Raw genomic sequence first — 25,391 nt, 5'->3', positions numbered from 1 at the left:
GGCAGGGGGGCAGGGAGCAGGGAGCAGGGGGGAAAGATTATGAATTCCCAATGACCAATGACTAATGACTAATGACTAATGACTAATGACTAATGACTAATGACAAGACGCTGGTATGCATTATCTATGACACGTTTACCTCTGAGGAAACCTGTGTTAGCACCGGGACAAATGTACTGGAGTGTTTCTGGTGTAAAACGTTCTAGTATTAATTGAAGACTTTTAATTTGTCTAGGCCAGTGAAAGGTTTTGGCTGTGCGAATTGGTACTGGTTCGCCTTGCTGGTGGGGAAGCAAATGGCGACCAGAAAATAGCACACCTCCCAAATCACTGTAGTAAAGGCAAGATGAACCGGGAGAATGTCCAGGTGTCCAAATTACTTCTGCTGTGGAATTGAGTGTGAACTCCTGGGTAAAACTGGTGACAGTTAATCCAGGTAATAAATAAGCTTCTTGCTCTTGAATCAGCACTTCACAGCCAAAGGTTTGCTGAATTTCTGCTGTTTTACCAATAGCATCTCGATGAGTGAGAAATAACCACCGCACGCCGCCATGCGATCGCAAAAAATCTTGATTTGTTGGATCGCTCGCAGGAGAATCTATCAGGATATTGCCTTCCTTTCCTACAATAAGATAAGAGGTTCCCCCTAATGTGTCCCGATTTGGTGGAAAAGCAAAGACGTTATCTAGCACCGGACGTGGTTGCTTGGCTGTCTGACTTGGCTGTTGAGGTAAGGGGCGCATGAGCAAAAACCGAAACTGAGGAGTGGTAAAAATTGGATGAGGGAGCTGAACTTCTGAAGCATTAACACTTGAGAAATCATCAGTTCTGTGAACAGTTATCGACAAATTGGGGTTTAGAGTCGGTTTGGTAGTGAAGGCTGTGGTGCCGACACACTAGTACAGCACGACGTAAATAGCAGCTCATTGTATAAGCTTTTTGACTTTTGACTTCCGCCCTGCGGTGCTAGTGAAACATTTTTTCCAAATTACTAAAGATGACATGACATTTTGGTTTCTCCTCCTACTGGGACTAGCTACTTATCTAATAGTGCAGCGCAGCGTCGCTCATATCACCCGAACGCCAGTTTGGTTGTTGTGGCTGGTGTTAATGACTCCAGCTTTGATATTGAACGGATGGACACTGATGTACGGGACACAACAACCTCCGCCACCAGCAGTGGTGATTTGGCCATCAATTATCTGCCTTCTGTTATACTGGCTGTTGTTTCAATGGGGTCGGAGAACGCCAAGAGATACGCAAACTGAACCCCAGGCTATTGAATCACAATCGGCTATCCATCCTACCGCAGAACCAGTACCAGTGCGTCCCATTGAACCAACGGAAGAAACCCAACTGAGAAATTGTTTTCCCTGGTCTGTGTACTACATCCACAACATTGAGTACAGACCCCAGGCTGTGATTTGTCGGGGTCAGATCAGAACCACACCGACTCAGGCTTATCAGCAAATTAAGGCCAATATTGAAGCGGAATTTGGCGATCGCTTTCTCCTGATTTTTCAAGAAGGTTTCAATGGTAAACCTTTCTTTGTACTTGTGCCGAATACTCAAGCCGCTAAAAATAACAGCAGCAAGCCAGAACGGATCACACGTCCAGCATTAGCTTTATTTTTGGTATTAGCTACTTTGGCTACTACTACTTGGGTGGGCGCGACCAACGCCGGGGCTGATCCCAAACAAGTGGCATCTGACCTAAGTATGTTGTTAAAAGGATTGCCCTATGCTTTAGGGCTGATGACTATTTTGGGCATCCACGAACTTGGTCATTATTTGACAGCGCGATACTACAAGATTCGGGCGACACTGCCTTATTTTATTCCTCTGCCTTACTTTTTAGGCACTTTTGGCGCATTTATTCAAATGCGTAGTCCCATTCCTCACCGCAAAGCTTTATTTGACGTGAGTATTGCTGGGCCACTGGCGGGTTTTGTGGTCACTTTACCTTTACTGATCTGGGGTTTGGTTAATTCGGAATTGGTTCCGATGACTGACCAAACCGGACTGTTAAAACCGGAAGCTCTCAACCCCAAATCTTCAATTTTATTAGCATTGCTCTCCAAGCTAGCATTAGGGAGCGAGTTAACGTCAACATCAGCAATTAACCTTCATCCTATAGCGATCGCAGGTTTTCTGGGGCTAATCGTCACAGCCTTGAATTTGATGCCTGTAGGACAATTAGATGGAGGTCACATTGTCCATGCGATGTTCGGGCAGAAAACCGCAATCGTCATTGGTCAAATTTCCCGCTTACTACTACTACTACTGTCTTTAGTCCAGCAAGAATTTTTGATCTGGGCGATTATCTTATTATTCATCCCCTTGATTGATGAACCTGCCTTGAATGATGTCACGGAACTGGATAATAAACGTGACATTTTAGGATTGATGGCAATGGCATTGTTGATCATCATTGTCCTGCCACTACCGCAGGCGATCGCCAACTTGTTGCAAATATAATCAGTGAGCAGTAATCAGTTATCAGTTACCAGTCAAGAGAAATAATTGGGTTTAAGGGACTTCCAGAAAATAAATTATCCAATTTACTCAGATAATATTTTGTTTTCTTCCCCCCTGCTCCCTGCTTCCTGCTCCCCTGCCCACCCAGTGATAGGATATTTTTTTAGTTGGAAGTCCCTAAGTCCCACCTTATCCCTTAATAACTGTTCACTGTTCACTGTTCACTGATTTCTGATCTCCCACTAACTGGAAGTGGAATCAGCCGTCTCTGATACTTTTGCCGCTGATGAAGTACCACCCATGCGGATTTCCGAAGTAAAGGAAGCCATACTAAAGCCACCAAAACGCTTGAGGACACTCACCCGCATCCGTAAATTGGGACTAGCAAACCATAAGCGTTCTTCAGAAGACATTGTTTCGTACTCTGTAATCAGAGTCAAAGCGCCATCGCTACCCATCTGATAGCTGCCAGCAACAGGGGCTTTCTCCGCATAGCCCATTTCTCGCAGTAACTTACCTTCGTGAGGATTAACCGCATCGGGTACGGTGACTAACACAGTAGAGCCAGTGTGTTTTTCTTCATCCCATTCCATCGTGCCATTCCAGGTAACTCTAGCGCCACAGGAAGCTTCGCTAGGAGCAATTTCGTATTGTTCACATAGTTTTATCACCTCTGGATGATCTGCTGGCAGACTCTCAATTACTAAGTCTGACTTGCCGTCTTCAGATTGTTTAAAAGCCAAATGGTGACTAGTCCGATGGGAAAACCATTTACCAGCACTCAACTCAAAAAATTCTTCAATATTCATGAATAAAACTACCCTGAAACAAAATGCTAAACATCCTACTTCTGATCAAAAAATAGCAGCCGGTGTGGAGATTAAGCTTGATTAGCTTTCTCTTCCAGTCTTCCCAAAGAAATCCTCGCCGCTTCCGCCACGTTGAAATGCTGATCTTTTTCTAAATATTTTAGAGCTGAAACACTCTTTGTAGTCGGAAGATTTCCCAAGGCTTCTGCCAGACGTTGGCGCACTAACCAATCCTCTGACTGAGCAAAGCGCAGGATACTATCGACAGATTCAATATCTTGGATTTCCCCTAGTGCGGAAATTGCCGCTTCTTGTAAGACTGTTTCGCTACTATCCAATGCCTGAATTAAAACATCATGGGCGCGTGGATCTTTAATATTACCCAAAGAAACAGCTGCACTAAAGCGTACTAGCCAATCAGTATCTTCATAAAATGCCCGTGCCAGTACCTCAAAGGCTCTAGCATCACCCAAATAGCCTAAAGCTCCCGCAGCATCGGCACGAATGCCATAATCTGGGTCATTTTCCAGAATTTTGACTAAAAGTGGATAAGATTCGGCTGTGGGCTTAACTCCCAGGGCGAATATGGCCATTGATCGCAGTTGCAGCGATTCATCATTCAATACCTTTTTAATTAAAGGTACTGCCTCTTCAGGAGATAGATTACGCAAACTGGCCAGAGCTACCATGCGATCGCGCAAATTTGGACTTTCTAACTGAACGGAAATTTCCTCTAAGGGTAGAGCAGCCATTTAATTCTGAGCGCTTTCTTTACTTATCTTTACTTTAACCGATTCTCTTGTCAGGCTGTCACCATGGCCACTTAGGAGTTTGGTCTGAGTCGCGTCTGCTAAAAACAAAGAATGTATCTGATTTAGCAGTCAGAATTAACACTTAGCTGTGCCTTTAGTATGAAGTGAAACCTATGTAGTGGAATTACGTTAAAGGTATGGCTGTCGAATACAGCGTCAAACCTTTAGGAGAATCACAATGGTTCAACTCAGCGAACGCCCAGGGACTAAAAAAATCACCAACTTACAAGATAAATTTATCTACGAAGTTGGTGCCATGTACGATGCTGAACATCGCTTCTTAGAAGCGCAGCAATTGATGCACCAATGTTGTCAAAATAATCAGTTAAAGTCTTTGATCGAGACACATATTGGAGAAACTGAACAGCAAATTCAGAATTTGTCACAGGTATTTAAAACTTTGGGTCAGGAACCACAGCGAGTCACTTGCGATACTGCCGCTGGGCTTGTCAGTGACGGTCAAAAACTCATGCTATTGGCTGCTGATAATCCTAAAGTCCTGGAGTTGGGACTAGCTGGAGCGCAGTCCAAGGTCGAAAACCTGGAGATTGCCTGCTATCGTGGCTTAATTAAGGTTGCTGAACAGATGGGTCAAAAACAAGTTGTGCAGTTGCTCCAGCAAAACTTGCAACAAGAAGAACAAACAGCTCAAAAGATTGACCAGTGTCTGCCACAGCTACTCCAGGAGGCTACATCTAATCAAGGTTCGTCAGGTAGTAAATCTCGGTGAAGTCCTCCGGCTCGCTTCGCTGAAGCCGGAGCTTCAAAGAAACAACCATCATCAGTTCGTGTCTCGTTCGCCGTTGCCACGTTGGGTATATCACAAGGATATTCGGGACTGAACCCGATGATGGTCTTACACAGCTACTACCTTTATCTCCTCAAAGAAGAACCCACGCAGCCACCCTGCTTCCCAAGGGGGTTTGATTTCTTTCCCGTACAGTAGGCTTGGCTGATCTTTTACAGTGGGACGTAGCCTTACTAACCAGTGGTCTACTCTTTCCCCTTTTCTCACGCTCTTAGTCTTGGCAAGCGTCGAGCCGCTACTGTAGCCGTTTGTTATGAGCCGTGTGGGTGGGTCGCAACCATATAGAATGTAGCAGATCTATATATTTCGTGCTATCCATCCCTACCCCGCGGAATCTGAGGATAGGGACTTCCGCAGAATTTCGTTAAGGGACTTCCAGAAAATAAATTATCCAATTTACTCAGATAATATTTTGTTTTCTTCCCCCCTGCTCCCTGCTCCCTGCTCCCCTGCCCACCCAGTGATAGGATATTTTTTTAGTTGGAAGTCCCTAAAGCCCCACGGATAAATCCGGGGGCTTGTCAGATGCAACAAGTTTTTTGACGAATTTACTCAGCTAACGCCCTGGAGGTGACGGCTCGTTGTAACTGAGCCAAAGCGCGATTGTAATCTAAGATAGCTGTAATCCGATTACCTTCAGCTCTGGTCAAGTCATTTTCGGAATTAATCACATCAGTTTGAGTACCTACACCGGCTTGGAATCGCAACCGAGCCAAACGTAGAGCTTCTCTGGCCTGTTCTAAAGCAGTATTGGCAGTTTGAACATTTTCCAAATTAGACCTTTGGGTAGAAAAAGCTTGTTCAACCTGAAAGCGGATTTGGTTGCGCTGTTCACCAAATTGAGTTTCGGCGATCGCTATATTAGATTTAGCCTGAGATGCTCTGGCTCTGGCAGCTCCCCCATCGTATAAATTCAGGGTCGCCCTGACTCCCAAAGTATAGCCATCGGTCAAACTCGTCCCATCATCGAACTGATCTAGCAGGTTGTAGCTAGCAACCAAGCTCACTTGCGGCCCTAGAGCTGACAGTGCTTCTCGCCGCTGCTGTTCATTGATGTTACGCTGTGCCAATTGCTGTTGCAGCTCTGGACGATTTTGAAACGCTAAAACGATGCTATTTTCTAAGTCTTGGTTCCATAAACCCGCTAATTGCACAGGGTCCGCCGCACTAATATTCACCGATTGTGGCACACTTAAGCGAGTTGCTAGACGACGACGAGCAATTTGCTGTTGAGAGCGAGAATTAGTGAGTTCCTGCTGAGAATTAGCCAAATTCACCTGCGATTGCAACACGTCAAATCGCGTACCAACTCCAGCCCTTTCTAAAGCTTCGGCATCTCGTAAACTAGCCTGAGCATTTTCCACAGCCGACTCAGCAATGCGGACGCGCTCATCAGCTTGTTGCAAATCGTAGTATTCCGTGGACACACTCAGGCGAATTTCTTCAGATTGGCGCTCTACAGCCAACTCACTGAACCGTACCCGTTCTTCCGCCTGACTGATGCTAGCTCGCCGTCTGCCAGAAGTGAAAAGGTCATAGGTGAGTTGAGCTTGACCGCTAAAAGCTGTATTAGCTTCAGCGCCAGGAGCTGGTACATTCAATTGTCGTGCCTGTTGATCCAACTGTAGCTGTTCAGCAGCAGAGCGACTACGAGTGACATCAGCACTAATACCAATATTGGGCAACAAAGCAGCTTGAGCCTCCCGCAGAGCAGCTTGAGCGCGTTCTAGCTCCAATAAAGACACCTGTAAGTCTCGATTGTTCAGCTTTGCCACTTCTAGGGACTGTGCTAAAGTGATCGGCTGATTGGCTTCAAGTGTCACTTCCTCTGGTTTGGTAGGAGATTCCAGCGGGTTTGGACTAGGAATCAGATTATCAGGAATTTGCACAGCACCAGTAGGCGCAAATTCCAATTGTGGTTGCACGGGAATTTGACCAGAATTAGCAGGTGGAAAATCCTCAGTTTCTGTTTGCAAAGGAATTTGACCAGTATCAGCAGGTGAAAAATTCTCAGTTTCTGTTTGCAAAGGAATTTGACCAGTATCAGCAGGTGGAAAATAGCCAGTTTCTGGTTGCGTAGGAATTTGACCTGTGTCAGCAGGTGGAAAATAGCCAGTTTCTGGTTGCGTAGGAATTTGACCTGTGTCAGCAGATGGAAAATAGCCAGTTTCTGGTTGCGTAGGAGTTAACTCCCAACCAGTATTTACCAAAGCTAAGGTGGTCTTGAGAGTAGAAGGATAACTCTGAGCGAAATTCCCAGTCAGATTTTGAGACCCGCAGATACTGACATCTGAGCAACTATGCACCACCAGCAACCTTGCGGCTCCTCTACCCCTAACCCCAGTCGGTAAAACTGTCGCTAACAGAGTTTCTGGTTGTTTGGGAGATGCTACAGGTTGTCGTAAAGCAGATAGGGAAAAACTGCTTGGCTGGGCAGAAGTTCTTTGGGCGGTAACAGTAGGAACAACAGTTTTCTCTAATTGCTGTTCAGAAATAGCGACGTGATTTTGTTTTTGTTGGCTTTTTAAATGATGCGGCTCTGAGTTTTGGGCAGAATTTAACGAATCTGTAAAACTGGGAAATTGACCTTCATCTTTTTGAGAGTTTTTTTGTATGGGTATACCAGTATTTCCTGTCAAGATAACTGGGTTACTCTTACTACTTGAAGACGACTGTAAATCAAGTATAGTTAACTCAGATTCGGGTACTATATCTGGAAAAATCTGTGTCTTAGTCTTAGGCAGTTGGGTATTAATATTGTCTCTAACCCAGGTTCGACTATCAGTAGAAGTCAAGACACTAGAAGAAGACGCAAGTTGTATGCCACTTGCTTTTCCAGCCAAAGCAGGCTGGGTGGTTAATACCGCTACTGTGACACCAGGTAAGAAACTATAGAATAAGTATTGTCCTTTCACCGCATCCCCTCACACGAAAATCAATACTAGCGGCAGAAAACCCTTCTTTACCACAGAATATAGCACGATCCTAAATTTAGATCCGAATATACCATGACGCTAAATTTAGGAATCGGAACTCGGTTTCTTTTCAAAACGTTGAACTATGCGAGACAATTCCGCCTTTTCATCGATACTAACGCGGGTAGGCGCACCACTAATAATTCGTTCGTAGTTACGGAAAGAATCTTTAATTTCGGGGCCGTCAGCAGTAATATTGTACTCACGGATACCTTTGTCATGCCACGAACCGCGCATTTTGAAGACATTAATTGCCCGTGACATTTCGCCGCGAATTTCCACGTACTGCAACATCAAAATTGTGTCCGTAATTGTGGAAATATGGGAGTCAGTAATGGAATGTGACCCTAGAAATTGATCAGTTGTGTTAGTAAAAAAACCAGTTATTTCTTCTTGCTTGGCATAACCAGTCACACCGATGACAAACTGGCGGAAGGCATTATTGCTTACGCCTCTAGCGAGGGCAGAAAGGGAGTCAATGGCAATGCGAGATGGCTTAAAGGCGGCAATTTCTGATTTAATAATTTGCAAGTGGTCTTCTAAACCAGTTGATTCAGGATAGGTGCAAATTATTTTGAGTAACCCTTGACGTTCTAATTCTTCAAAATCAATTCCCCAAGAGTAAGCATTGCGAGACAGTTGCGCGCGGGATTCTTCATAAGCAAATAATATTGCTTGTTCACCCTTGATGCAGGCATCTTGCAAAAATTTACTGACTAATAAAGTTTTACCAGTTCCAGTAGCTCCCGTTGTCAGAATAATAGAATCTTTAAAGAAACCACCCCCGCACATTTCATCGAGGGTTTTGACTCCAGAAGATACTCTGATATTAGAAGAGCGTTGAGTCAAGCGCATTGCTCCCAAGGGAAAAATGTTGACTCCTTCATTGGTAATTGTAAAAGGATACTCGCCTTTCATGTGAGTTGTACCCCGCAATTTGAGAATTTCAATTGTGCGGCGGCGACGTTCTCCTTCTAATACGTTACGCACAATTACCACATTATCAGAAACAAATTCTTCTACTCCAAAAGAAGCAACAGAACCGTATTCCTCGCTACGTTCGGTGGTAATAATCGTTGTGACATACAGTAGCTTGAGACGGGCTACAAGGCGAAAAATCTCCCGCCGCACGACTCCCATCGCTTCATACTGCTGAAAGACGGCTGTGATTGAGTCGATTGAGACTCGTTGGGCTTTATATTTGCGAATTGCATATTGCAAACGCTCAATAAGTGCCGAAAGGTCAAAGTTACCCACAATATCTTGACCTTCGGGATCTGGTGAAGCATCCAGAATAAATAACTTACCTTCGTCAATGAGGCGTTGTAAATTCCACCCAAAAATTTGGGCATTTTTAATAATATCACTGGGGGATTCTTCAAAGGTAACAAATACACCCGCTTCATCAAAGCGGGTAATCCCGTTGTAGAGAAATTGCAAGGAAAATAAAGTTTTGCCTGTGCCAGATGTACCACTAACTAAGGTAGTTCTACCAATAGGTAAACCACCGTGGCTAATATCATCAAAGCCCTCTATCATCGTGCGAATTTTTTCTACCCCAGCCATTGGGGTGTTGTTTGGCGCTGCTTGGTCTTTTTCGCTCATTGCTTATTAAGAAATGGGTATTAAACCCGGTTTTTATATGACTAAAGTAAATTTGGTAATTTCTGATCCAATTTGTATGATTAAAGTTTTTTTACTCTTCCCAATATTCTTCACTCAGTTCTTCATAAAGTAAGTCTAATCCAATTAACACTCTTTCTCTGTCTGATAGGTCACCAATTATTTTGCGAACGGGTGGTGGCAAAATTTTAGATAATGTTGGTGTAGCTAATATTTTGTCTTCTTCGGCTAACTGTGGGTTTTTTAGGACATCAATTACTTTTAAAGCATAGACACCTTGAAATTCTTCTTCTAAAATGTTTTTCAGGATTTTTAATGCCCTTACTGAGTTAGGTGTGTTCCCGGCTACATAAAGTTTGAGAACATAAGTCTTTCTGGCTTTATTCATGATGATGAATGGAGTTTATTTAGAAATCGAACACCTATAATGTTCGCAGAGGTGAGCTAGGATATCTATGAGTGCTAAACGATAATCAAGTAATGCTTCATCGCTCCTGCCTTCTAGTCTTAGCTGTATGGAAAAGTCTTCAATTAGTTCCATGTGAAATTCTATAATTTGAGGCACAGGAATATTAGCACAAAATACTGCATTGATAAATTGATCAATTTTTTCTTTCAGACTTTTATCTGTAGTAAAGTAATTTATAAGAATCTGGCGATAATCTGATTTGAGTTGTTCTAATAATACCTGTCGATCAACTTGAGTCATCTGCTGAAATAACTGCTGTGGTTTTTGCGTCTGGCATGGAAACACATAAAAATATTGATTAATGAAATTTTTATTAAGATATTGTGGCTACCACTTCAGTAGGTAGTAAATTTTAGCAGTGGTAGTAGCAATTATAGGTGAGAAACACAATTGGTCGGTAGTGTAATGTCTGAAACTCCACATCTGTCCGCAAAATCTGAGTGTGGTGGCTAGTTTAGCCGGCTGATCTCAATTTTTGGGAAGATCGGGGGTAAAAATCAATAAGAGTAGTAACATCTGTATACTTGATATATCGTAATTAATCACCCTGACCAATCTTGGGGGACTATCTAGACAAAATGTGGATCACATTTATCAGGTTATGTGTAGTTTTGTATTAAAGTTGCAAGTTCCCTTGGGGAGAACGCTTCATGTCAACATCTAGTTTATATCTGCTGGTTGGACAATCAGATGCAGTTTAATCAGTGCTAGGACTTAGTAGGTTGTTGATGAAGTGTATGTTGTAAATGAAGATACCTTACTTAATTGATGATTCACTTATGCATATCTCTCTAGACATAGATTCTTTGATTTTATTGGTTGCTAAGATACTTAAACTAACTTAAAGTATCGTTTCATTGTAAATCATTATAATTCCTCAAGGTTCTAAAGCGAATCTTTGACCCCATAATTGTTTTAGTTGTCACTATCGCAGAGGATTTTCAAGATCATCCGGGAACTGAAAAGGACTTTCCCCTAAAATTCCCAGTGGCAAAGGCAACGAGTTAATTTCATAAGTCGTGTCTCTGAAGAATCTCGCCGTGAGCGTAGTCGAACGGCAAACTCATTGTTTCAATGGCGTTGCAGCTGTAACAAGAATCGCTGAAATGAGTCTTCTGAAAGAATATTGCTTTGCTGGTTGAACGCTATTGGCCGTGGTGCTGATGGTGAAGCCGCAAGCTTCCACAAAGAAGAATGACCCCGAAGGTTCCTTATGTCAATGCTACAGTACCCGCTTTATGACTTTCTAGCAACCGTACCCAACTGCGTAGAAACAAGTACCCTGGCTATCGTGCTGGAGATGTTTGAGCAAGAGCAGTGCGATCGCTTGGTAGTAGTAAATCAGCAACAATACCCCATAGGATTGGTGAAATCTGCCCGATTCAGCCAAAAATTATTAGCAGCAGGCGTAGATCACCAAGTTTTGGACTTGCAGCAGGCGTTGTCAACCTGGGATCAAGCCATGATTGAGCCACTCCAAACTTTACCGGCGACTTATTGTGTAGAGCAATTTGAGCTGCTTTTGCATTACCAACACAGCCAAAGTCACAATCATCTCGATTGGGCGCTGATTGATGGGGAGGGCAAATTTCTAGGGCTGTTGAATAGCGCACGGCTGTTAAGAGCATTGGCTCAGGAAAAATTGGCTATCAATACCACGACCACCAAATACTCAGGTTCTGCCGAAAAAACGGCTGAAAACATTTCCCCAGGCGATGCCAACACCTCTAGCAAAAGAACCAAAACTCACAGGCGTGGTGACAAGTCAGGACTGGCGCGACCGAGGAGAATAAATCAACGTCAACCAGTACAGAAATCACTGATACAGCTATTAGAATTACTGCCTTGGCCGTTAATGCTGCAAACTGGAACAGGTGAAGTAATCACAAAAAATCCGGCTTGGTGGGAACAATTGGGAGCATTGAAAGATCCAGAAGGTATCCGCAAACAAGTGGAAGCTATACTAGCCCCAGTCCAGACGAAAACAGCGACAGAATACGCCAGCCCACAATCTACCAGATTTCATCATTATGAGCGAGGGCATGACCATGACGGCGAGGGACATCCTTTTTCTGTGAGGAATGAAGCCCCGCCCGTAGAGCCATTCTCTCCACCATCATCGGCAGGAAACCTGCATGAGCATATATCCAATCGCTGTTTTTTGGATAGCCAGATGGGTACTTGTACCTGCGTTGTGGAAGTGCAGAATGGTCAGGAGCGAATTTGGCAGTTTGCCAAAATTCTCTTAGATAGTCCTAAGTCAGAACTTCTATTTCAGGGAATGTTTCCCGGAAAATTTACGAGTGAGCAAGCTGCGGCGACTCTCAAGGCTGAACGGGGTAATGATTTATGGTTAATTTTAGCTACTGATGTGACTGAACAGCAGCTGATATATAAAGAACTAGCAGCCAAAAATGCTGACCTGATTCAATTAAATCGCTTAAAGGATGAGTTTTTAGCTTGTATTAGTCATGAATTGAAAACCCCCCTGACTGCTGTTTTGGGACTATCGCGGTTGCTAGTAGACCAGCAGTTGGGTGAACTCAACGAGCGCCAAGCCCGTTATGCGGGACTGATTCATCAAAGCGGACGGCATTTGATGAGTGTAGTGAATGACATTTTAGATTTGACCCGCATGGAAACGGGACAGATGGATTTAGCCCTGGTTCCGGTGAAAATTCGTGCAGTGTGCGATCGCGCCCTGACCGAAGCCAAGGCCATCCACACTCAAACAACGAAAGCTACCACCACCCCCACCGCAAATTCTATGCCAGAATTTGCGATCGCCATTGAAGCAGGCTTAGACCAGATAGTCGCCGATGAATTACGCTTGCGTCAAATGTTAGTACACCTACTTTCTAACGCCTTTAAGTTCACGGAAAACTCTGGCGAAATTGGTTTGCGGGTCAGTCGCTGGGAAGGCTGGGTGGCCTTTACAATTTGGGATACAGGTATTGGCATTCCTGAACATCAGCAACATTTAATCTTCCAAAAATTCCAACAACTGGAAAATCCCCTCACCCGTCAATTTGAAGGTACTGGGCTGGGGTTGGTTTTAACCAGGGCTTTGGCTCGTCTCCACGGAGGTGATGTCAGCTTCTTATCTCGTGAGGGCAAAGGTAGCCAATTTACTTTACTACTACCACCCAGTCCGCCCACAACAGGCTTAAGCAGTCCGGAGATGGGAATCACAGAAAATGGCCAGATCCAAATTCCGGAAACAGCAGAAAATGCCACTTCACCACGTCAACGCTGTGCCACAACTGCCCAACATCAACCCACTAGCTCACAACGTTTAGTCCTCGTAGTGGAAGCTGTAGCCCGATATATCGAAGATTTGACCGATCAGCTCAAAGGGTTAGGTTATCGGGTCGTCATCGCTCGCTCAGGAACCGAAGCGGTGGAAAAAGCCCGCCGTTTGCAACCGAAAGCGATCTTTCTCAATCCTTTATTACCTTTACTTTCGGGTTGGGATGTGCTGACTTTGTTGAAATCTGATCCTGCAACCAAACACATTCCGCTGATGGTGACAGCGACGGGAGCGGAAAAGGAACAAGCATTTGCTAATCGCGCCGATGGTTTTCTGAATTTGCCAGTCCAGCATCAGGCTTTGGTCCCACTTTTAGAAACTTTAGTTGCTCAACCAGCAATTGGGCAGTCAGGGTTAGACTTTGGTAAAATTACCCCAAAGACAACGCCATTAAGAATTCTCAGGTTGGTAGAACAGAATTTAGCATCAATTCACCCCCAACCGGCGCTGCGAGAACATCGGGTGATTGAGGTGGATGACTTAGATCAGGCGGAACTCTTGGCGCGGGTTTGGGAGTTCGATGTCATTTTACTAGATGCTCAAGGTTCTTTGGCGCAAACCTACCTACAACAGTTAGCTCAATATCCGATATTGGCTGATATTCCCTTGGTGACTTGCGATGTCGCCACGACTCTGGCGGCTTCTCAGATTCCGGGTTTGTCGGTGTTTCCTTTCTTGACACCATTCTCTGGAGAGAAGGATAATTGTCGCGATCGCACTGATCCTTTATTATCTGTGTTGCAAATTGCATCTGGTGTCTGCTGTCCACCGAGCATCCTGGTGGTAGATTTGACGATGCTGGATGACTTACCACAAATTCGGCGCAAACAGGTCAAGGATGGTCAAACAGTCATTAAATCTTCACTGAATAACGACAGTACAGAACGGGGATCGGAGTGGTTCCAAGCTTTAATTCAGTATTTGCAAACTGCTGGTTTGAAAGCAGCAATGGGGCGTTCTTGGGCAGAAGTTCTCCAACAAATTCGCCACCAAAGCGTTGATTTACTGCTGATTTGCTTGGGTGATTCTTCTGTTCATGAAGAGGTGCTAACAGAGCTAAAAGCCTTGGCAGATTTACCGTTTGAGTTGCCACCAGTTTTGGTAATTGACCAGCAATTAAATCATACTTTCACCCGTTCTCTGTCGGCAGGTTCCCCAGAGGAAGGTAATCAGTCCAGTCAGAACAAATTGGATGCAGCCGAAAATGTGATGAATGAGTTGGCGCAGGTTGTCGTCCGCATAGCGTCTCGTTCCCGCAGCTTCTCGGTGACAGGAGAAGACACGGCGGCCCAGATTTTGCCTCGTTCTATATCAATGGAAGATTTATTAATTCAGATCAATCAAGCTTTAGGTTTGACCGGAAACGGGGCTGATTGACACTCTGCGGTTTAAAAACGCGCAGATTCTCTAAGACTTGGCTTAAAAGGGATAGTCAAATATCCCCCTAGACGCTCAAAACAACTACCAGCACCAAAGGTATTGTAATTGCGCTTACTTAGATTCAATTAATGCTTTGGGAGTTCATCACTTGCCAGTTCGGTACGCTCCATGTTTTCCCATTACTTGTTTATCCAGGGCGACAACTTGTGTAGGTACGAGATAAATTAGGGGTTACTCCTGACAAAACACTTCAAAACGTAGATGATTATTCCTACTTGCATTTTAATTCTATCATTTTTCATTGTGGTTAAAACCACACGTGGCGTGTTTCCTCCACTGTCTAAAGCCAAGTGGCTTCCACACGACCCGCAATATTTTTGTGAGAGGCTGCTTGTGGTTCCAGTTCATTTGATGAAGATATGGTGAATGATTCTTGCTTGGTTCTTCTCAAGGAAACTCGAATTAACTGATAATTGTCCCTAGTGTCTAAAATATTGTAACTACTGGGTTGCAAGTCCATTTTCACCAGGGCTTTCGGTTCAGCTATCACTAGCAAGGAAGGCGGCTGTGCTGGCTCAGATGTGCGATTTTGAATATGCTCTACGGCATCTTTTGTCAGTTGAATATAATTTACAGGTTTTTGCGTGTAAAAGGCTACACTTGGCTTTTTGAACCCAACCATAACTATTTCTTCGTCTAATTCTTTTGCTTCTAATACTAAGGCGGATAAGTCTCTTAAGGGTTGCTGACGCAGTTGATCCATGAAAAACAAGGCTGGCATTAAGACAATGATCAAGAATGCCGTAAATATCAATAGATTGACGTTAATAATATTGTGCCAACGGCGACTGATGATCAAGGCGGCAATGATCAGCGCCCCAAATATCCATAAGAATCCCCCTAGTGCTGGTAAACCTGCGTTTTGAATGAGTAGGGGAAAGCCGGGGGCAACTGAATTATTATTGATCACATGAATGATCTGAAATATGACTATTGCCAAGACTGTGGCAAAGATCACGTTGATCCAAGCACTAATTTTCAAAGAAGAGAACGCAGAGGGCATATTTTGGTTTTTTTCAGGAAAAAAGTCGCTCCATAACAGCGCTACTAAAATAGCGACGGCTGGCATTAAGGGTAATAGATAGCTGGGAAGTTTAGTGACTGCAATGCTAAAAAAGCCGAAGATACTGATAAACCAGATACAGACAAATAAACCTAATTGTTGGGAAGGTTCTTGGGATAACCAGTGCGATCGCTGCCAAAATCTAGTCCTAGCAATTGCTACGGGTAAATAAACAGAGTAGGGCGCAAAGCCTAGGAGTACGACTAAAAAGTAGAAATACCAAGGGGCTGAGTGACCATTAACTACTTCTGTGAACCGTTCGATATTGTGATAGCCAAAGAAGGAATTAAGATAATCCCAACCATTACGCCAAGTGACTAGGATATACCAGGGAGCTGATAAGGCGAAAATAATCAGCATACCCATGAAGGCACGCATTTGGGTGAATATTTCGCGGAATTTGCCCACATAAATCATAAATGCCCCGATAATCACTATGGGCAGCACAATTCCTACGGGGCCTTTGGTCAAAATCGCCCCAGCAATTAGCACGTAACAAGCCAAATACCATTTGTGCGGCAATAGAGAGGCGGCGGATTCTGGTGGAGTTTCTGTTTGACTTGCGTACCCTAGAAAAAAACATAACAAAGCTGATGCCATGCAGCCAGTTAGCATCATATCTGATACACCAGTTCTTCCCCAGACGATCATCTCAGGGCTGAGTGCTAGCATGGCTGCGGCGATTAACGCTGTTAAGTTGCGTCGCGTCGGACGTGAAACTTGCTCTAATTCGTCTTTTTTGCCGAAATACCACTGTACGGTGTAAAAGGTTAAACCGATGACTCCTACAGATGCGATCGCGGAAGGTAGGCGCACTGACCACTCATTCACCCCCATAATTGCATAGGCGATCGCTTGACACCAGTAAATTAAGGCTGGTTTATCAAAACGAGTTTCGCCATTAAAAATCGGAGTAATCCAATCACCTGTAACAAACATTTGACGGGAAGCTTCCGCAAATAATGGCTCTGTTTCATCAATTAAGCCTATACTGCCCAAATTCCACCCATAAGCCAGCCAACTAATCAGAATTAGTATAGTCACAGCAAAAACTGGACTTTTCCCTAGATCAGTAAACCACTCGTTAACAGTACCCGGAACACTCAGTTTTATCCTCATTATTTAATATTCAACACTTAAACATAACTAGTCAATAGTCGTTGACTAGCTGTATTTTGTTCTTGCAAAGAGTAAATCGCAGATCAGAGTCAGGGATTCAGTATCAATAACCATTCTCGATTTTGGGTGTTCCACTCAGGTACAGAGGTTTCCCCAACCACATATGGCCCCCAGTAACGCCGAGAACCATCTTGTGCAAAGGCCACGATCACATCTCCTGTTTCTAACTTGAGATTCCCATGAGGCAGGGATAGAATCAACCCCTTTTCACTACCTTCTTGGGGATCAAAATCCCAATGGGCCGGAACATCATAGTTAGTTTTTTGATTACCAGAGACTTTGACCTGGGGCTGTCGTGCTAGTAAAGCTAGGCGCACAGGCTGATCTGTTTGATTGCTCATGCGTAAAGTCCCTTGATTCTTCCCATTAGCCGTTGAATTTTGACGATCTGCCAAGATGTGAGTCCCGTTGAGTCCGATTTTATTGGTTTGGGTCGTTTCTGGAATCACGGTAGTCGGACTAACTGTTTGATCTGGGATAGGTGCTGCTGGAATTACATCCTGTTCTAATGTGTCAGGATCTACTGACTCAAAAGACACACTTATGTCCCAGCATCCCACCATGAACGCAAGCAGCCCTAAAGCACAAACTGCAATAGCAGTTTTACAATTGACTGGAAATTTCATATTGATAATGGTTAACAATAATATTTTGTCTAGGCTTGACCAAATACTAGCCTATTATCTGAAGCAGTAATTCCGGATATTTGGCTACTAGCTGACTCTAGTTGCTTGTATCATCAGGTTCAGCAATGTATCGAAAATATCATTTTGAGCAGCAAAGTTGGGCATAAATAATTACATTAGTTCTCAATAAAAAAAGGTGAGAAAGCTTGATTCTTTGTCATAATCATGATATTGAAAGCAATCAAGAGGCAAAATCTGAGCCAGAAATCCGAAATTTCTGTGTATAAACACAAAAAATAGCTGTTGAGAATTAAGTAGTCTAAGTCACAGGGTGTTTTTCGGAAAATTCTCCGATTTAGCTGGGTAAAATTCTTTATATATCTTAATATCTTTGAGTGACTTGGGGTGACTGCTTTGAGATTAAACAGACTCTTGTTAGGATCAAGATTGGGAAAATGTTACAGTTTCGCAGCCAGTCCCCACCTAATTAATGCAAAACACTCGTCTGACTAATTTATTCGATTCCATTGCTAGCCGTTTGGGGCAATGGTTTTTAAATCCTTGGCGACGTTTATCGTTACTGTTGATTAATTTCTTGTTTGGTTTTTTTCTGGGAACTGCAATTTCTACTATAGCTGGACAAAGAGGTGTATTAGATATTCTGATTGCTGGTTTTTTGGTGGTGCTGACAGAGGTGACGAGCCGAATATTTTATCGTGATAACTTTTTGTCCAAGCGAGCGCTTTTGGTCGAATCACTAAATGTCCTCAAGGTTGGTTTTATCTATAGTATGTTTGTTGAAGCCTTTAAACTGGGGTCTTAATCATGAATTCTTGGGCGAGTCATGCAGATACAACTTGGCCACAGCCAGCAAAAGCCGATTTACTCAACTCTGTTTTGCCCAGTTTTCGCCAATTCTGCGAAACTAACCTGCATAAACCACCAGAGGAAATGTTGGCGGTATTGTGGGATGTATGGCTACCACTGAGTATAAAACTAGCGCAGCATCGCCAAAAGTTGGGACGACCGCTGATTCAGGGAATTGTCGGTGGACAAGGTACGGGGAAAACTACCATGTGCCAGGTTTTGGGATTAATTCTCGATCAGTTGGGATATTGTACTCTGTGTTTATCATTAGATGATTTGTATAAAACTTATGGCGATCGCCTGGCTTTAACGGAGCAAGATCCCCGGTTGATTTGGCGGGGTCCACCAGGAACCCATGATCTAGATTTAGGTTTAAATCTATTAGATCAGATTCGTCAAGGTGAAAGTCCGGTGAAGGTTCCTCGCTTTGATAAATCTGCATACAACGGTGCTGGCGATCGCACTACCCCAGAAATTGTCACAGACATTGATATTGTGCTGTTTGAAGGTTGGTTTGTGGGCGTGCGACCAATTAATCCTGATCTATTTAATCATGCACCGCCACCAATTTGCACAGCAGAGGATCGGGTATTTGCGCGTGATATGAATCAACGACTGAGTGATTATCTGCCACTGTGGGAACGATTAGACAGTTTAATTGTCCTATATCCCACTGATTACCGTTGTTCAATGGCATGGCGTAAACAAGCAGAACAACAAATGATCGCGGCTGGAAAATTGGGAATGTCGGATACACAGATTGAAGAATTTGTCAACTACTTTTGGCGATCGCTACACCCAGAATTATTCATTACGCCCTTGGTAAAATCGCCGACAGCCGTTGATGTAGTGATTTCAATTGATCCTGATCACAGCATAAATTTTAGGCGATCGCGTCCGGCTTTTTTGGCTTGATACAAAGCCTGATCAGCCAGAAAAATGATTTCTTGGTAATCAGAATTAGGTTGGGGAATGAGTGTAGCGACTCCAGCACTGATAGTTACATAAGAACTCACAACAGAACTACTGTGAGGGATAGCCCGTTTCCTGACTACCGAACAAATGATTTCGCCCAGGATGATCGCCCCTTCTTTATCCGTATTAGGTAAAATTACAGCAAATTCTTCCCCACCATAACGGGCGACTAAATCAGCCGGACGTTTAATAGTATTTTTAATAGATTGCGCCACCTCTTGCAGACAGCGATCGCCTACCTGATGGCCATAGGTATCGTTATAGCATTTAAAGAAATCAATATCACCCAGAATCAGAGAAATAGGCAGTTTTTCCCGCGCCATCCGTTGCCACTCTTGGGTTAAATATTCTTCAAACCGTCGGCGGTTAGCGACTTGAGTTAATTGATCAATACTCACCAATCTCTGCAATTCTTGGTTAGCAGATTCCAATTCTTTCTGAACCTGGGATTGCAAAATCAAGACCTTGACTCGTTGACGCAAAACTGGCCAGTGAATTGGTTTAGTCACAAAATCAATTGCGCCCACTTCAAATGCCCGATCTACCGACTCTTGATCATCCAGTCCTGTAATCATTAAAACTGGAGTATGTTGACCAACCTCAAACGACTGTAACCGAGTGCAACACTCAAATCCATCCATATCAGGCATAATTGCATCCAGGAGTATGATATCAGGGTGCAGTTGCTCCACCAGATTTAAAGCCTCCCTGCCATTTTCAGCCTCTGCAATTTCATAGCCTTCTCGTTCTAGGGCTAGTCGCAGCTGCATCCGGATAAATTGTTCATCATCAACAATGAGAATTAGAATCGGAGATTGATTTTCTGTAAAAGTAGTTTTCAATGATCCTCACTTCTCCAGTTTGATTTGCAAAGCCGTTCTCACTAGCTCATATTCCCTGTAGAGTTGTGAGCAGATTTCGGCAATGTTGTCTAAATCACTACTGCGTGCTTTTGCTTCTAGCTGTTTGCAGATTTGCGCTAAGGTTGTAGCCCCAACAGAGGCACTACTGGACTTAAGAGAGTGGGCTGCCTTCCATAACGCCTGGGCATCTTCAGGAACAAGTGATGCTCTGATATTTTGTATCCACTTGGGTGCTTCTGCCAGATAACAATTGAGTAGTTGCTTAAATGCCGCCTCATCTCCTGACATCATATCTCGTAAAGAATTGAGGATTTTAGGATCAATTATAGTCTTTTCTGTATTCGGTGTAAGAATTTGCCCTGGTCTGGGGATGTGGGGAAAATTTGGCGCAATTAATTGAGAATTGTTTCGGGGTTGGCATCTACTCAGTGCTAGGGCTAACTCTTCAATGCGGACAGGTTTGCTAATATAATCATCCATACCAGCGGCTAAACAAACTTCGCGATCGCCCTGCATAGCATTAGCAGTCATAGCGATAATATGAGGACGAGAACTAGCTGTCCATTCCTGACAGATTCTTTGACTTGCTTCTAGCCCATCCATTTCCGGCATTTGCACATCCATCAACACGACATCATAGGAACCGACTTGCAATGCTTGGAGTACTTCTATGCCATTAGCGGCGACATCTGCCCGGTAACCAATCTTCTTGAGCATCAGCAGGGCAACTTTTTGATTCACCCCCGTATCCTCTGCTAAAAGAATTCGCAATGGCTTTTGCTGGGCCATATGCAAATCAGGCTCAGGAGTATGGGGTTCAGAGATTCTCGCTAGCATCGGCTGATTACCCAAAACACCAGTGAGAACATTGTATAGTTGAGACTGTTTCACAGGTTTAGTCAAAAAAGTCACAAACTGCACATGACTCAATTCTGTGCCATTCGACCATTGACTGAGGTTCTTGAGAATCACCAAGGGCAGATGCTGATAGCCAGGTTGCTGGTGGATTTGATTTGCTAAAGTCAGCCAATCCATCTGAGACCGATGCAGATCTAAAATAGCAATATCAAACCGTTCTCCCTGGCTCAGTTCAGCTAAAGCTTCTTGCATGGAATGAGCAGTATAAGTTGACATTTTCCAAGACTCTGCTTGCAAGCGGAGAATTTTGTGGTTGCTGGGGTGTTCATCCACAATCAATAACCGCTTTCCCATTAGTTGCGGCAGCGTTGTATAAAATTGATCTAAATTTGCATCAGCAGGTGCTTGAGTAGTAATGGTGAAGTAAAAGGTAGAACCTACAGAAGGTTGAGTCGATGAAACTAGCTTGCTACTTTTCCATCCAGAAAGGGGATTACCACCTACACAACCTTGGCTTTCCACCCAAATTGTGCCACCCATAATTTCACTTAAGCGTTTGCTAATTACCAGCCCCAATCCTGTACCACCATATCTTCGATTCATGGAAGCATCGGCCTGAGCAAAAGGTTGAAATAAGCGGTTCATATTCTCAGGCGCGATGCCAATGCCTGTATCTTGGATAGAGAAGAGAATTTTGTAAAGGTTCTGGGCTTTCTTGCTTGTCAGTTGTCTAGCCTCAACGCAGAGGATCACTTCTCCCTTTTTGGTAAACTTAATCGCATTATTGAGAAGATTCATCAAGACTTGGCGTAGACGAGTTAAATCGCCAATGATCTGCACGGGAACTTCCGGCTTGATGATGTAAGCTAATTCAAGATTTTTTTCAGCTGCTTTCAAGGCTAAAAAGTCGATCACTTTCTCGACACAATCTCTCAACTCAAAGGGCTGTTGTTCTAGTTCTAGTTTGCCTGATTCAATTTTCGAGAAGTCGAGGATGTCATTAATAATCGTCAGTAGTGCGTCTCCGCTACTCCGAATTGTCTCTACAAGGTCTTGCTGTTGAGGAGTTAGGTTGGTAGATAGCAGCAGCCCTGTCATGCCGATCACAGCATTCATCGGGGTGCGAATTTCATGGCTCATCATCGCTAAAAACTCACTTTTAGCCCGATTTGCTGCTTCTGCTTGACGTTTTGCCTGTTCCAAGGCAAAGTTTTTCCAAGTGAGTTCTTGACGTTGGCGGGTTTCTTGTTCGAGCAAGTGAGCCTGTGCTAAGGCGATACCCAATTGAGCTGCAACAGCTTCTAGTAATTCAATTTCGTCTGGAGTCCACTGGCGAAAGTTGCTGCACTGATGTAAACCAATGGCTCCGTTGGGTTGTCCTTGATAGGAGGTGCGGACTGTCAGCATTGACTTCAAGCCAATCTGTCGGCAAATCAGTTGAGATGGTTCGAGTAAAGGATCAAGGTAGACATTTGGGGAGGCGATGGCCTGATCCTGGTTGATCATCCGCTCTACGTGGGGATTGCCTGTAATCGGAATTTCCATGTTCAGCATGGAGATGTAATTGGGGACTACATACTCTGCTACTAGGGGAATTCGGGGTATGGGGTGGCGACGATAAGAGTGAATTAAACAACGATGAACTCCGAAGGCTTTGCCAATTTGGATCGCCGCCGTTTCAAATATGCTTTTGCTGTTGAGACTTTCACGAATTTTCTGGGTAATTTGTCCCAGTAGCAATGTGCGGTTAAATTGGCGTTTGAGCGCTTGTTGGGCTTCTACGCGTTCTGTAATATCTTTAGTCGAGCCAACCATCCGCACTGGATTACCTTGTTCATCCCATTGAGCTTTGGCTTGTACTAGTACCCACTTATAGTTCCCATCATGACAGCGCAGACGAAACTCACTGACGTAATTGGGAATTTTTCTATTCAAATAATTCTGTTGAGTGATCATCATCCGTTCGTAATCATCGGGATGGATACGGCTCACCCAGTCATAATTGCTACTGATGAGTTGATGTTCTTCTCCCCCCAAAAGTTCAGTCCACTTAGCAGAACGGAAGGTTTGATTGGTGGTGATGTTCCAGTCCCAGATGGCATCTTGGTTGGCTTCGATGACTAATTGCCAGCGTTCTTCTTTTTCTCGGAGGGCTGCTTCTGCTTGTTGGCGATCGCGCAGGGTGGCTTGCCATTGGCTAATATCATTGAGAATGCCGACAAAGTGAGTTAATTGGCCGTTTTCATTATGGATCGGTGAAATACTCAATTCATTCCAAAAACTAGTGCCATCTTTACGGTAATTCAGCAGAACAACTTTACAACTCTTGCCCGCTTTCACAGATGAGCGCAATTGATCAAGTGCTGCTGGCTCAGTATCTTTTCCTTGCAAAAATCTACAGTTATTCCCAATCACCTCTATAGCATCGTAGCCTGTCATTTCCTCAAAGGCTGCATTGGCATAAATCACTGGATTATTCGGAAGTCTGGCATCGCTGATGATAATTCCGTTACTCGTAGCAGCAAGCGCCCGTTCTCTCAACCTCAAGGTTTCTTCCACCAGCTTCAGGTCAGTAATATCAAACATGAACCCCCGCAACAACCGAGGAACTCCGGATTTTGTGCTGACATGGACAATTTCTCGCAGCCAAACAACTCGCCCATCGGCTGCTAACATTCGATATTCAAATTCGTAATTTTCACATCTGGCAATTGATTCCAAGCAAAAACGCAATGTTTTTTCTCGGTCTTGCGGATGTATATGTGTGACCCAAAAATCTTCCTGATACCATTGTTCAATGGGATAGTCTAGTAAAGCTTCTGCTTGAGGACCGACATAGGTAAATTGCCAGGAATTTAAGTCTAATTCCGAGGGGATAACTTTAACTGTTTCTAATAATTGCCGCAAATGATTTTCCCGTTCTGTGAGGGCAATTTCTATCTGTCTCTGTTGGCAAATCCTGAAAGCTAGCTGTTTGTTTTTTGCTGCTATCCGCTGACTGTTGAATTTAGCAGTCTGGACAAAATCAATGGAAAATGCCAGCATCGCAGCAAGTAATAGACCTGCCAGTAAAATGATGATTGGTAAAGGTGAGCGTAAGTCTATTAATAATTCTGGAGTCGGGTAAACTTGTAATAGCCAGTTGATTCCATATAAGTTGATCTTCACCTCTTGCAGGTAAGGAGACTGAACGACAAGCTGTGAATTGTCGTGGTAAATTAACTCCTGCTCTTCCCAAATTCTAATTTTGTAACCCTGTGGGATATGTAAACATGAATCCACCAGGGATTTCATTTGAAAAACTCCTAATATCAATCCATCGAACTGATTTTCTCGCAATAGTGGGTAAGATACTAAAAATCCTTTATCGCCTTGAACAAGATTAACTGTTTGGCTCACAGTTATTTGATGGCGAAGCTGTGCTATCTCTAGTGCGGTGCGTTCTCGTAATTTCTGGCTGATATCCAGATTTTCTGCGGTTTCATTCTCTGATTCAGGTACAATCCACCGTACCTGAAATGAACTATCAACCCATTGGATTGACTGATATCCGCTCAAGTCTTCGATTTGGGCTGCTGCATCTGCTTCCCATTCTGGCCGAGGTATATCACTACGGATTGAATAGCGTTTTTCCATGCGCTTTAATGCCAGAATGCGAGTTTTGAGTTCGCTAGTTAATTCAATTTTGAGAGCGATCGCTTGCTGTTGTACAAGTTGTGCAATTTGGCTCTGCTCTGCAATTAGTAGTTTTTGCCATAATATGCATACTGGAATTGAAACGAGAATTCCCACTAATAGTGGTAACCATAATCGTTTGCTAAAAAAATTCACAGATTTAAAGGAATCATATCTGTGATGCCTACCCACTTATTTTTCCTCCAGAGCTTGTGGCACAAACTTTAACTGTTATTTGTTTTTAAATTCGCAATTTCATGAAAAAATTATATTTTTTTCCACAGATATATTTTTATTTTAAACTAGGATTTTTATTATTTGTCAGGATAATTAATTATGATGAAATTTTGATCTCATATCAGAATGAGGATTTTTTTTAAATTATTAATCATCTGTTTTGCCTATGAGTCAATTGGCTCAGATTTTGCACAGTTATACAGGCACAATTCGATATGAGCGCTCAAGCCGAAGTCCGAAAGTTAAAGCAACCGCCAAGGAGGTTAAGACATAAACGGATAATCGAACTTAGACACCAAAAGGGTTTTAACCCACTCCCCGGTT

At 43.6% G+C, this 25,391-nt stretch carries 16 protein-coding genes; 5 read left to right on the top strand and 11 right to left on the bottom strand.

All coding sequences use genetic code 11. From position 1 onward, the window contains the following. Positions 1-89: 89 nt before the first annotated feature. Positions 90-743 carry an MBL fold metallo-hydrolase gene (locus AACX33_RS20085; RefSeq protein WP_194002351.1) on the bottom strand — a complete coding sequence of 218 codons (654 nt, stop codon included), beginning with the start codon at positions 741-743 and terminating at the stop codon, positions 90-92. Positions 744-1,002: 259 nt separating this feature from the next. Here AACX33_RS20085 and AACX33_RS20080 point away from each other — a divergent pair, with 259 nt between their 5' ends. Next, a complete protein-coding gene (locus tag AACX33_RS20080; protein WP_194002415.1) occupies positions 1,003-2,478 on the top strand; it encodes a site-2 protease family protein in 1,476 nt (491 codons plus the stop codon). A 242-nt stretch (positions 2,479-2,720) separates the two neighbouring features. On the opposite strand, the gene AACX33_RS20075 is transcribed toward AACX33_RS20080, so the two are convergent. Beyond that, the gene (locus tag AACX33_RS20075; protein ID WP_194002353.1) at positions 2,721-3,287 is read right to left on the bottom strand and encodes a phycobiliprotein lyase; all 567 of its coding nucleotides are present in this window, start codon (positions 3,285-3,287) and stop codon (positions 2,721-2,723) included. Positions 3,288-3,358: 71 nt separating this feature from the next. After that, a complete protein-coding gene (locus tag AACX33_RS20070; protein WP_194002355.1) occupies positions 3,359-4,039 on the bottom strand; it encodes a HEAT repeat domain-containing protein in 681 nt (226 codons plus the stop codon). A 238-nt stretch (positions 4,040-4,277) separates the two neighbouring features. Between AACX33_RS20070 and AACX33_RS20065 the strand changes: the two genes are divergently transcribed. Then, positions 4,278-4,829 carry a YciE/YciF ferroxidase family protein gene (locus AACX33_RS20065; protein ID WP_194002357.1) on the top strand — a complete coding sequence of 184 codons (552 nt, stop codon included), beginning with the start codon at positions 4,278-4,280 and terminating at the stop codon, positions 4,827-4,829. A gap of 626 nt (positions 4,830-5,455) precedes the next feature. Here the strand turns inward: AACX33_RS20065 and AACX33_RS20060 are convergent. From AACX33_RS20060 to AACX33_RS20045, 4 genes are all read right to left on the bottom strand, one after another. Next, positions 5,456-7,822 carry a TolC family protein gene (locus AACX33_RS20060; protein ID WP_194002359.1) on the bottom strand — a complete coding sequence of 789 codons (2,367 nt, stop codon included), beginning with the start codon at positions 7,820-7,822 and terminating at the stop codon, positions 5,456-5,458. 105 nt (positions 7,823-7,927) lie between these two features. Further along, entirely contained in the window at positions 7,928-9,487 is a 1,560-nt protein-coding gene (kaiC, locus tag AACX33_RS20055) for a circadian clock protein KaiC (protein WP_194002361.1), read from the bottom strand. A gap of 91 nt (positions 9,488-9,578) precedes the next feature. Beyond that, positions 9,579-9,893 (bottom strand): circadian clock protein KaiB, encoded by a 315-nt coding sequence (gene kaiB / locus AACX33_RS20050; protein ID WP_194002363.1) that lies wholly within the window; start codon positions 9,891-9,893, stop codon positions 9,579-9,581. Positions 9,894-9,908: 15 nt separating this feature from the next. Next, the gene (locus AACX33_RS20045; protein ID WP_227789196.1) at positions 9,909-10,259 is read right to left on the bottom strand and encodes a circadian clock protein KaiA; all 351 of its coding nucleotides are present in this window, start codon (positions 10,257-10,259) and stop codon (positions 9,909-9,911) included. 928 nt (positions 10,260-11,187) lie between these two features. On the opposite strand from AACX33_RS20045, the gene AACX33_RS20040 reads away from it, so the two are divergent. Further along, entirely contained in the window at positions 11,188-14,661 is a 3,474-nt protein-coding gene (locus AACX33_RS20040; RefSeq protein WP_194002367.1) for an ATP-binding response regulator, read from the top strand. A 343-nt stretch (positions 14,662-15,004) separates the two neighbouring features. Here AACX33_RS20040 and AACX33_RS20035 read toward each other — a convergent pair whose 3' ends face one another. Both AACX33_RS20035 and AACX33_RS20030 read right to left on the bottom strand, forming a co-directional pair. Beyond that, positions 15,005-16,906 carry an ArnT family glycosyltransferase gene (locus tag AACX33_RS20035; protein WP_194002369.1) on the bottom strand — a complete coding sequence of 634 codons (1,902 nt, stop codon included), beginning with the start codon at positions 16,904-16,906 and terminating at the stop codon, positions 15,005-15,007. An 89-nt stretch (positions 16,907-16,995) separates the two neighbouring features. After that, a complete protein-coding gene (locus AACX33_RS20030) occupies positions 16,996-17,592 on the bottom strand; it encodes a hypothetical protein (RefSeq protein ID WP_194002371.1) in 597 nt (198 codons plus the stop codon). A 490-nt stretch (positions 17,593-18,082) separates the two neighbouring features. Here AACX33_RS20030 and AACX33_RS20025 point away from each other — a divergent pair, with 490 nt between their 5' ends. Then, positions 18,083-18,415, top strand: a complete 333-nt coding sequence (locus AACX33_RS20025) for a DUF565 domain-containing protein (RefSeq protein ID WP_194002373.1) — start codon at positions 18,083-18,085, stop codon at positions 18,413-18,415. 2 nt (positions 18,416-18,417) lie between these two features. Further along, a complete protein-coding gene (locus AACX33_RS20020) occupies positions 18,418-19,374 on the top strand; it encodes a glycerate kinase (RefSeq protein ID WP_194002375.1) in 957 nt (318 codons plus the stop codon). Here the strand turns inward: AACX33_RS20020 and AACX33_RS20015 are convergent. Then, positions 19,329-20,276, bottom strand: a complete 948-nt coding sequence (locus AACX33_RS20015; RefSeq protein ID WP_194002377.1) for a response regulator — start codon at positions 20,274-20,276, stop codon at positions 19,329-19,331. The two genes, AACX33_RS20020 and AACX33_RS20015, sit on opposite strands and share 46 nt — an antisense overlap. Positions 20,277-20,282: 6 nt before the next feature. Next, the gene (locus AACX33_RS20010) at positions 20,283-25,022 is read right to left on the bottom strand and encodes a PAS domain-containing protein (protein ID WP_194002379.1); all 4,740 of its coding nucleotides are present in this window, start codon (positions 25,020-25,022) and stop codon (positions 20,283-20,285) included. Positions 25,023-25,391 lie beyond the last annotated feature (369 nt).

The organism is Nodularia sp. LEGE 04288 (genome assembly GCF_963896525.1).
GTDB lineage: Bacteria > Cyanobacteriota > Cyanobacteriia > Cyanobacteriales > Nostocaceae > Nodularia.
The sequence above is the reverse complement of the archived record's forward strand: the minus strand, read 5'-3'. Positions and strand labels throughout refer to the sequence as shown.

Bases quoted from the DNA above. Each gene is read 5' to 3' on its own strand.
- AACX33_RS20070 (WP_194002355.1), bottom strand. From the start codon at position 4,039: ATGGCTGCTCTACCCTTAGAGGAAATTTCCGTTCAGTTAGAAAGTCCA.
- AACX33_RS20075 (WP_194002353.1), bottom strand. From the start codon at position 3,287: ATGAATATTGAAGAATTTTTTGAGTTGAGTGCTGGTAAATGGTTTTCC.
- kaiC (WP_194002361.1), bottom strand. From the start codon at position 9,487: ATGAGCGAAAAAGACCAAGCAGCGCCAAACAACACCCCAATGGCTGGG.
- AACX33_RS20085 (WP_194002351.1), bottom strand. From the start codon at position 743: ATGCGCCCCTTACCTCAACAGCCAAGTCAGACAGCCAAGCAACCACGT.
- AACX33_RS20035 (WP_194002369.1), bottom strand. From the start codon at position 16,906: ATGAGGATAAAACTGAGTGTTCCGGGTACTGTTAACGAGTGGTTTACT.
- AACX33_RS20065 (WP_194002357.1), top strand. From the start codon at position 4,278: ATGGTTCAACTCAGCGAACGCCCAGGGACTAAAAAAATCACCAACTTA.
- AACX33_RS20040 (WP_194002367.1), top strand. From the start codon at position 11,188: ATGTCAATGCTACAGTACCCGCTTTATGACTTTCTAGCAACCGTACCC.
- AACX33_RS20030 (WP_194002371.1), bottom strand. From the start codon at position 17,592: ATGAAATTTCCAGTCAATTGTAAAACTGCTATTGCAGTTTGTGCTTTA.
- AACX33_RS20080 (WP_194002415.1), top strand. From the start codon at position 1,003: ATGACATTTTGGTTTCTCCTCCTACTGGGACTAGCTACTTATCTAATA.
- kaiB (WP_194002363.1), bottom strand. From the start codon at position 9,893: ATGAATAAAGCCAGAAAGACTTATGTTCTCAAACTTTATGTAGCCGGG.
- AACX33_RS20020 (WP_194002375.1), top strand. From the start codon at position 18,418: ATGAATTCTTGGGCGAGTCATGCAGATACAACTTGGCCACAGCCAGCA.
- AACX33_RS20025 (WP_194002373.1), top strand. From the start codon at position 18,083: ATGCAAAACACTCGTCTGACTAATTTATTCGATTCCATTGCTAGCCGT.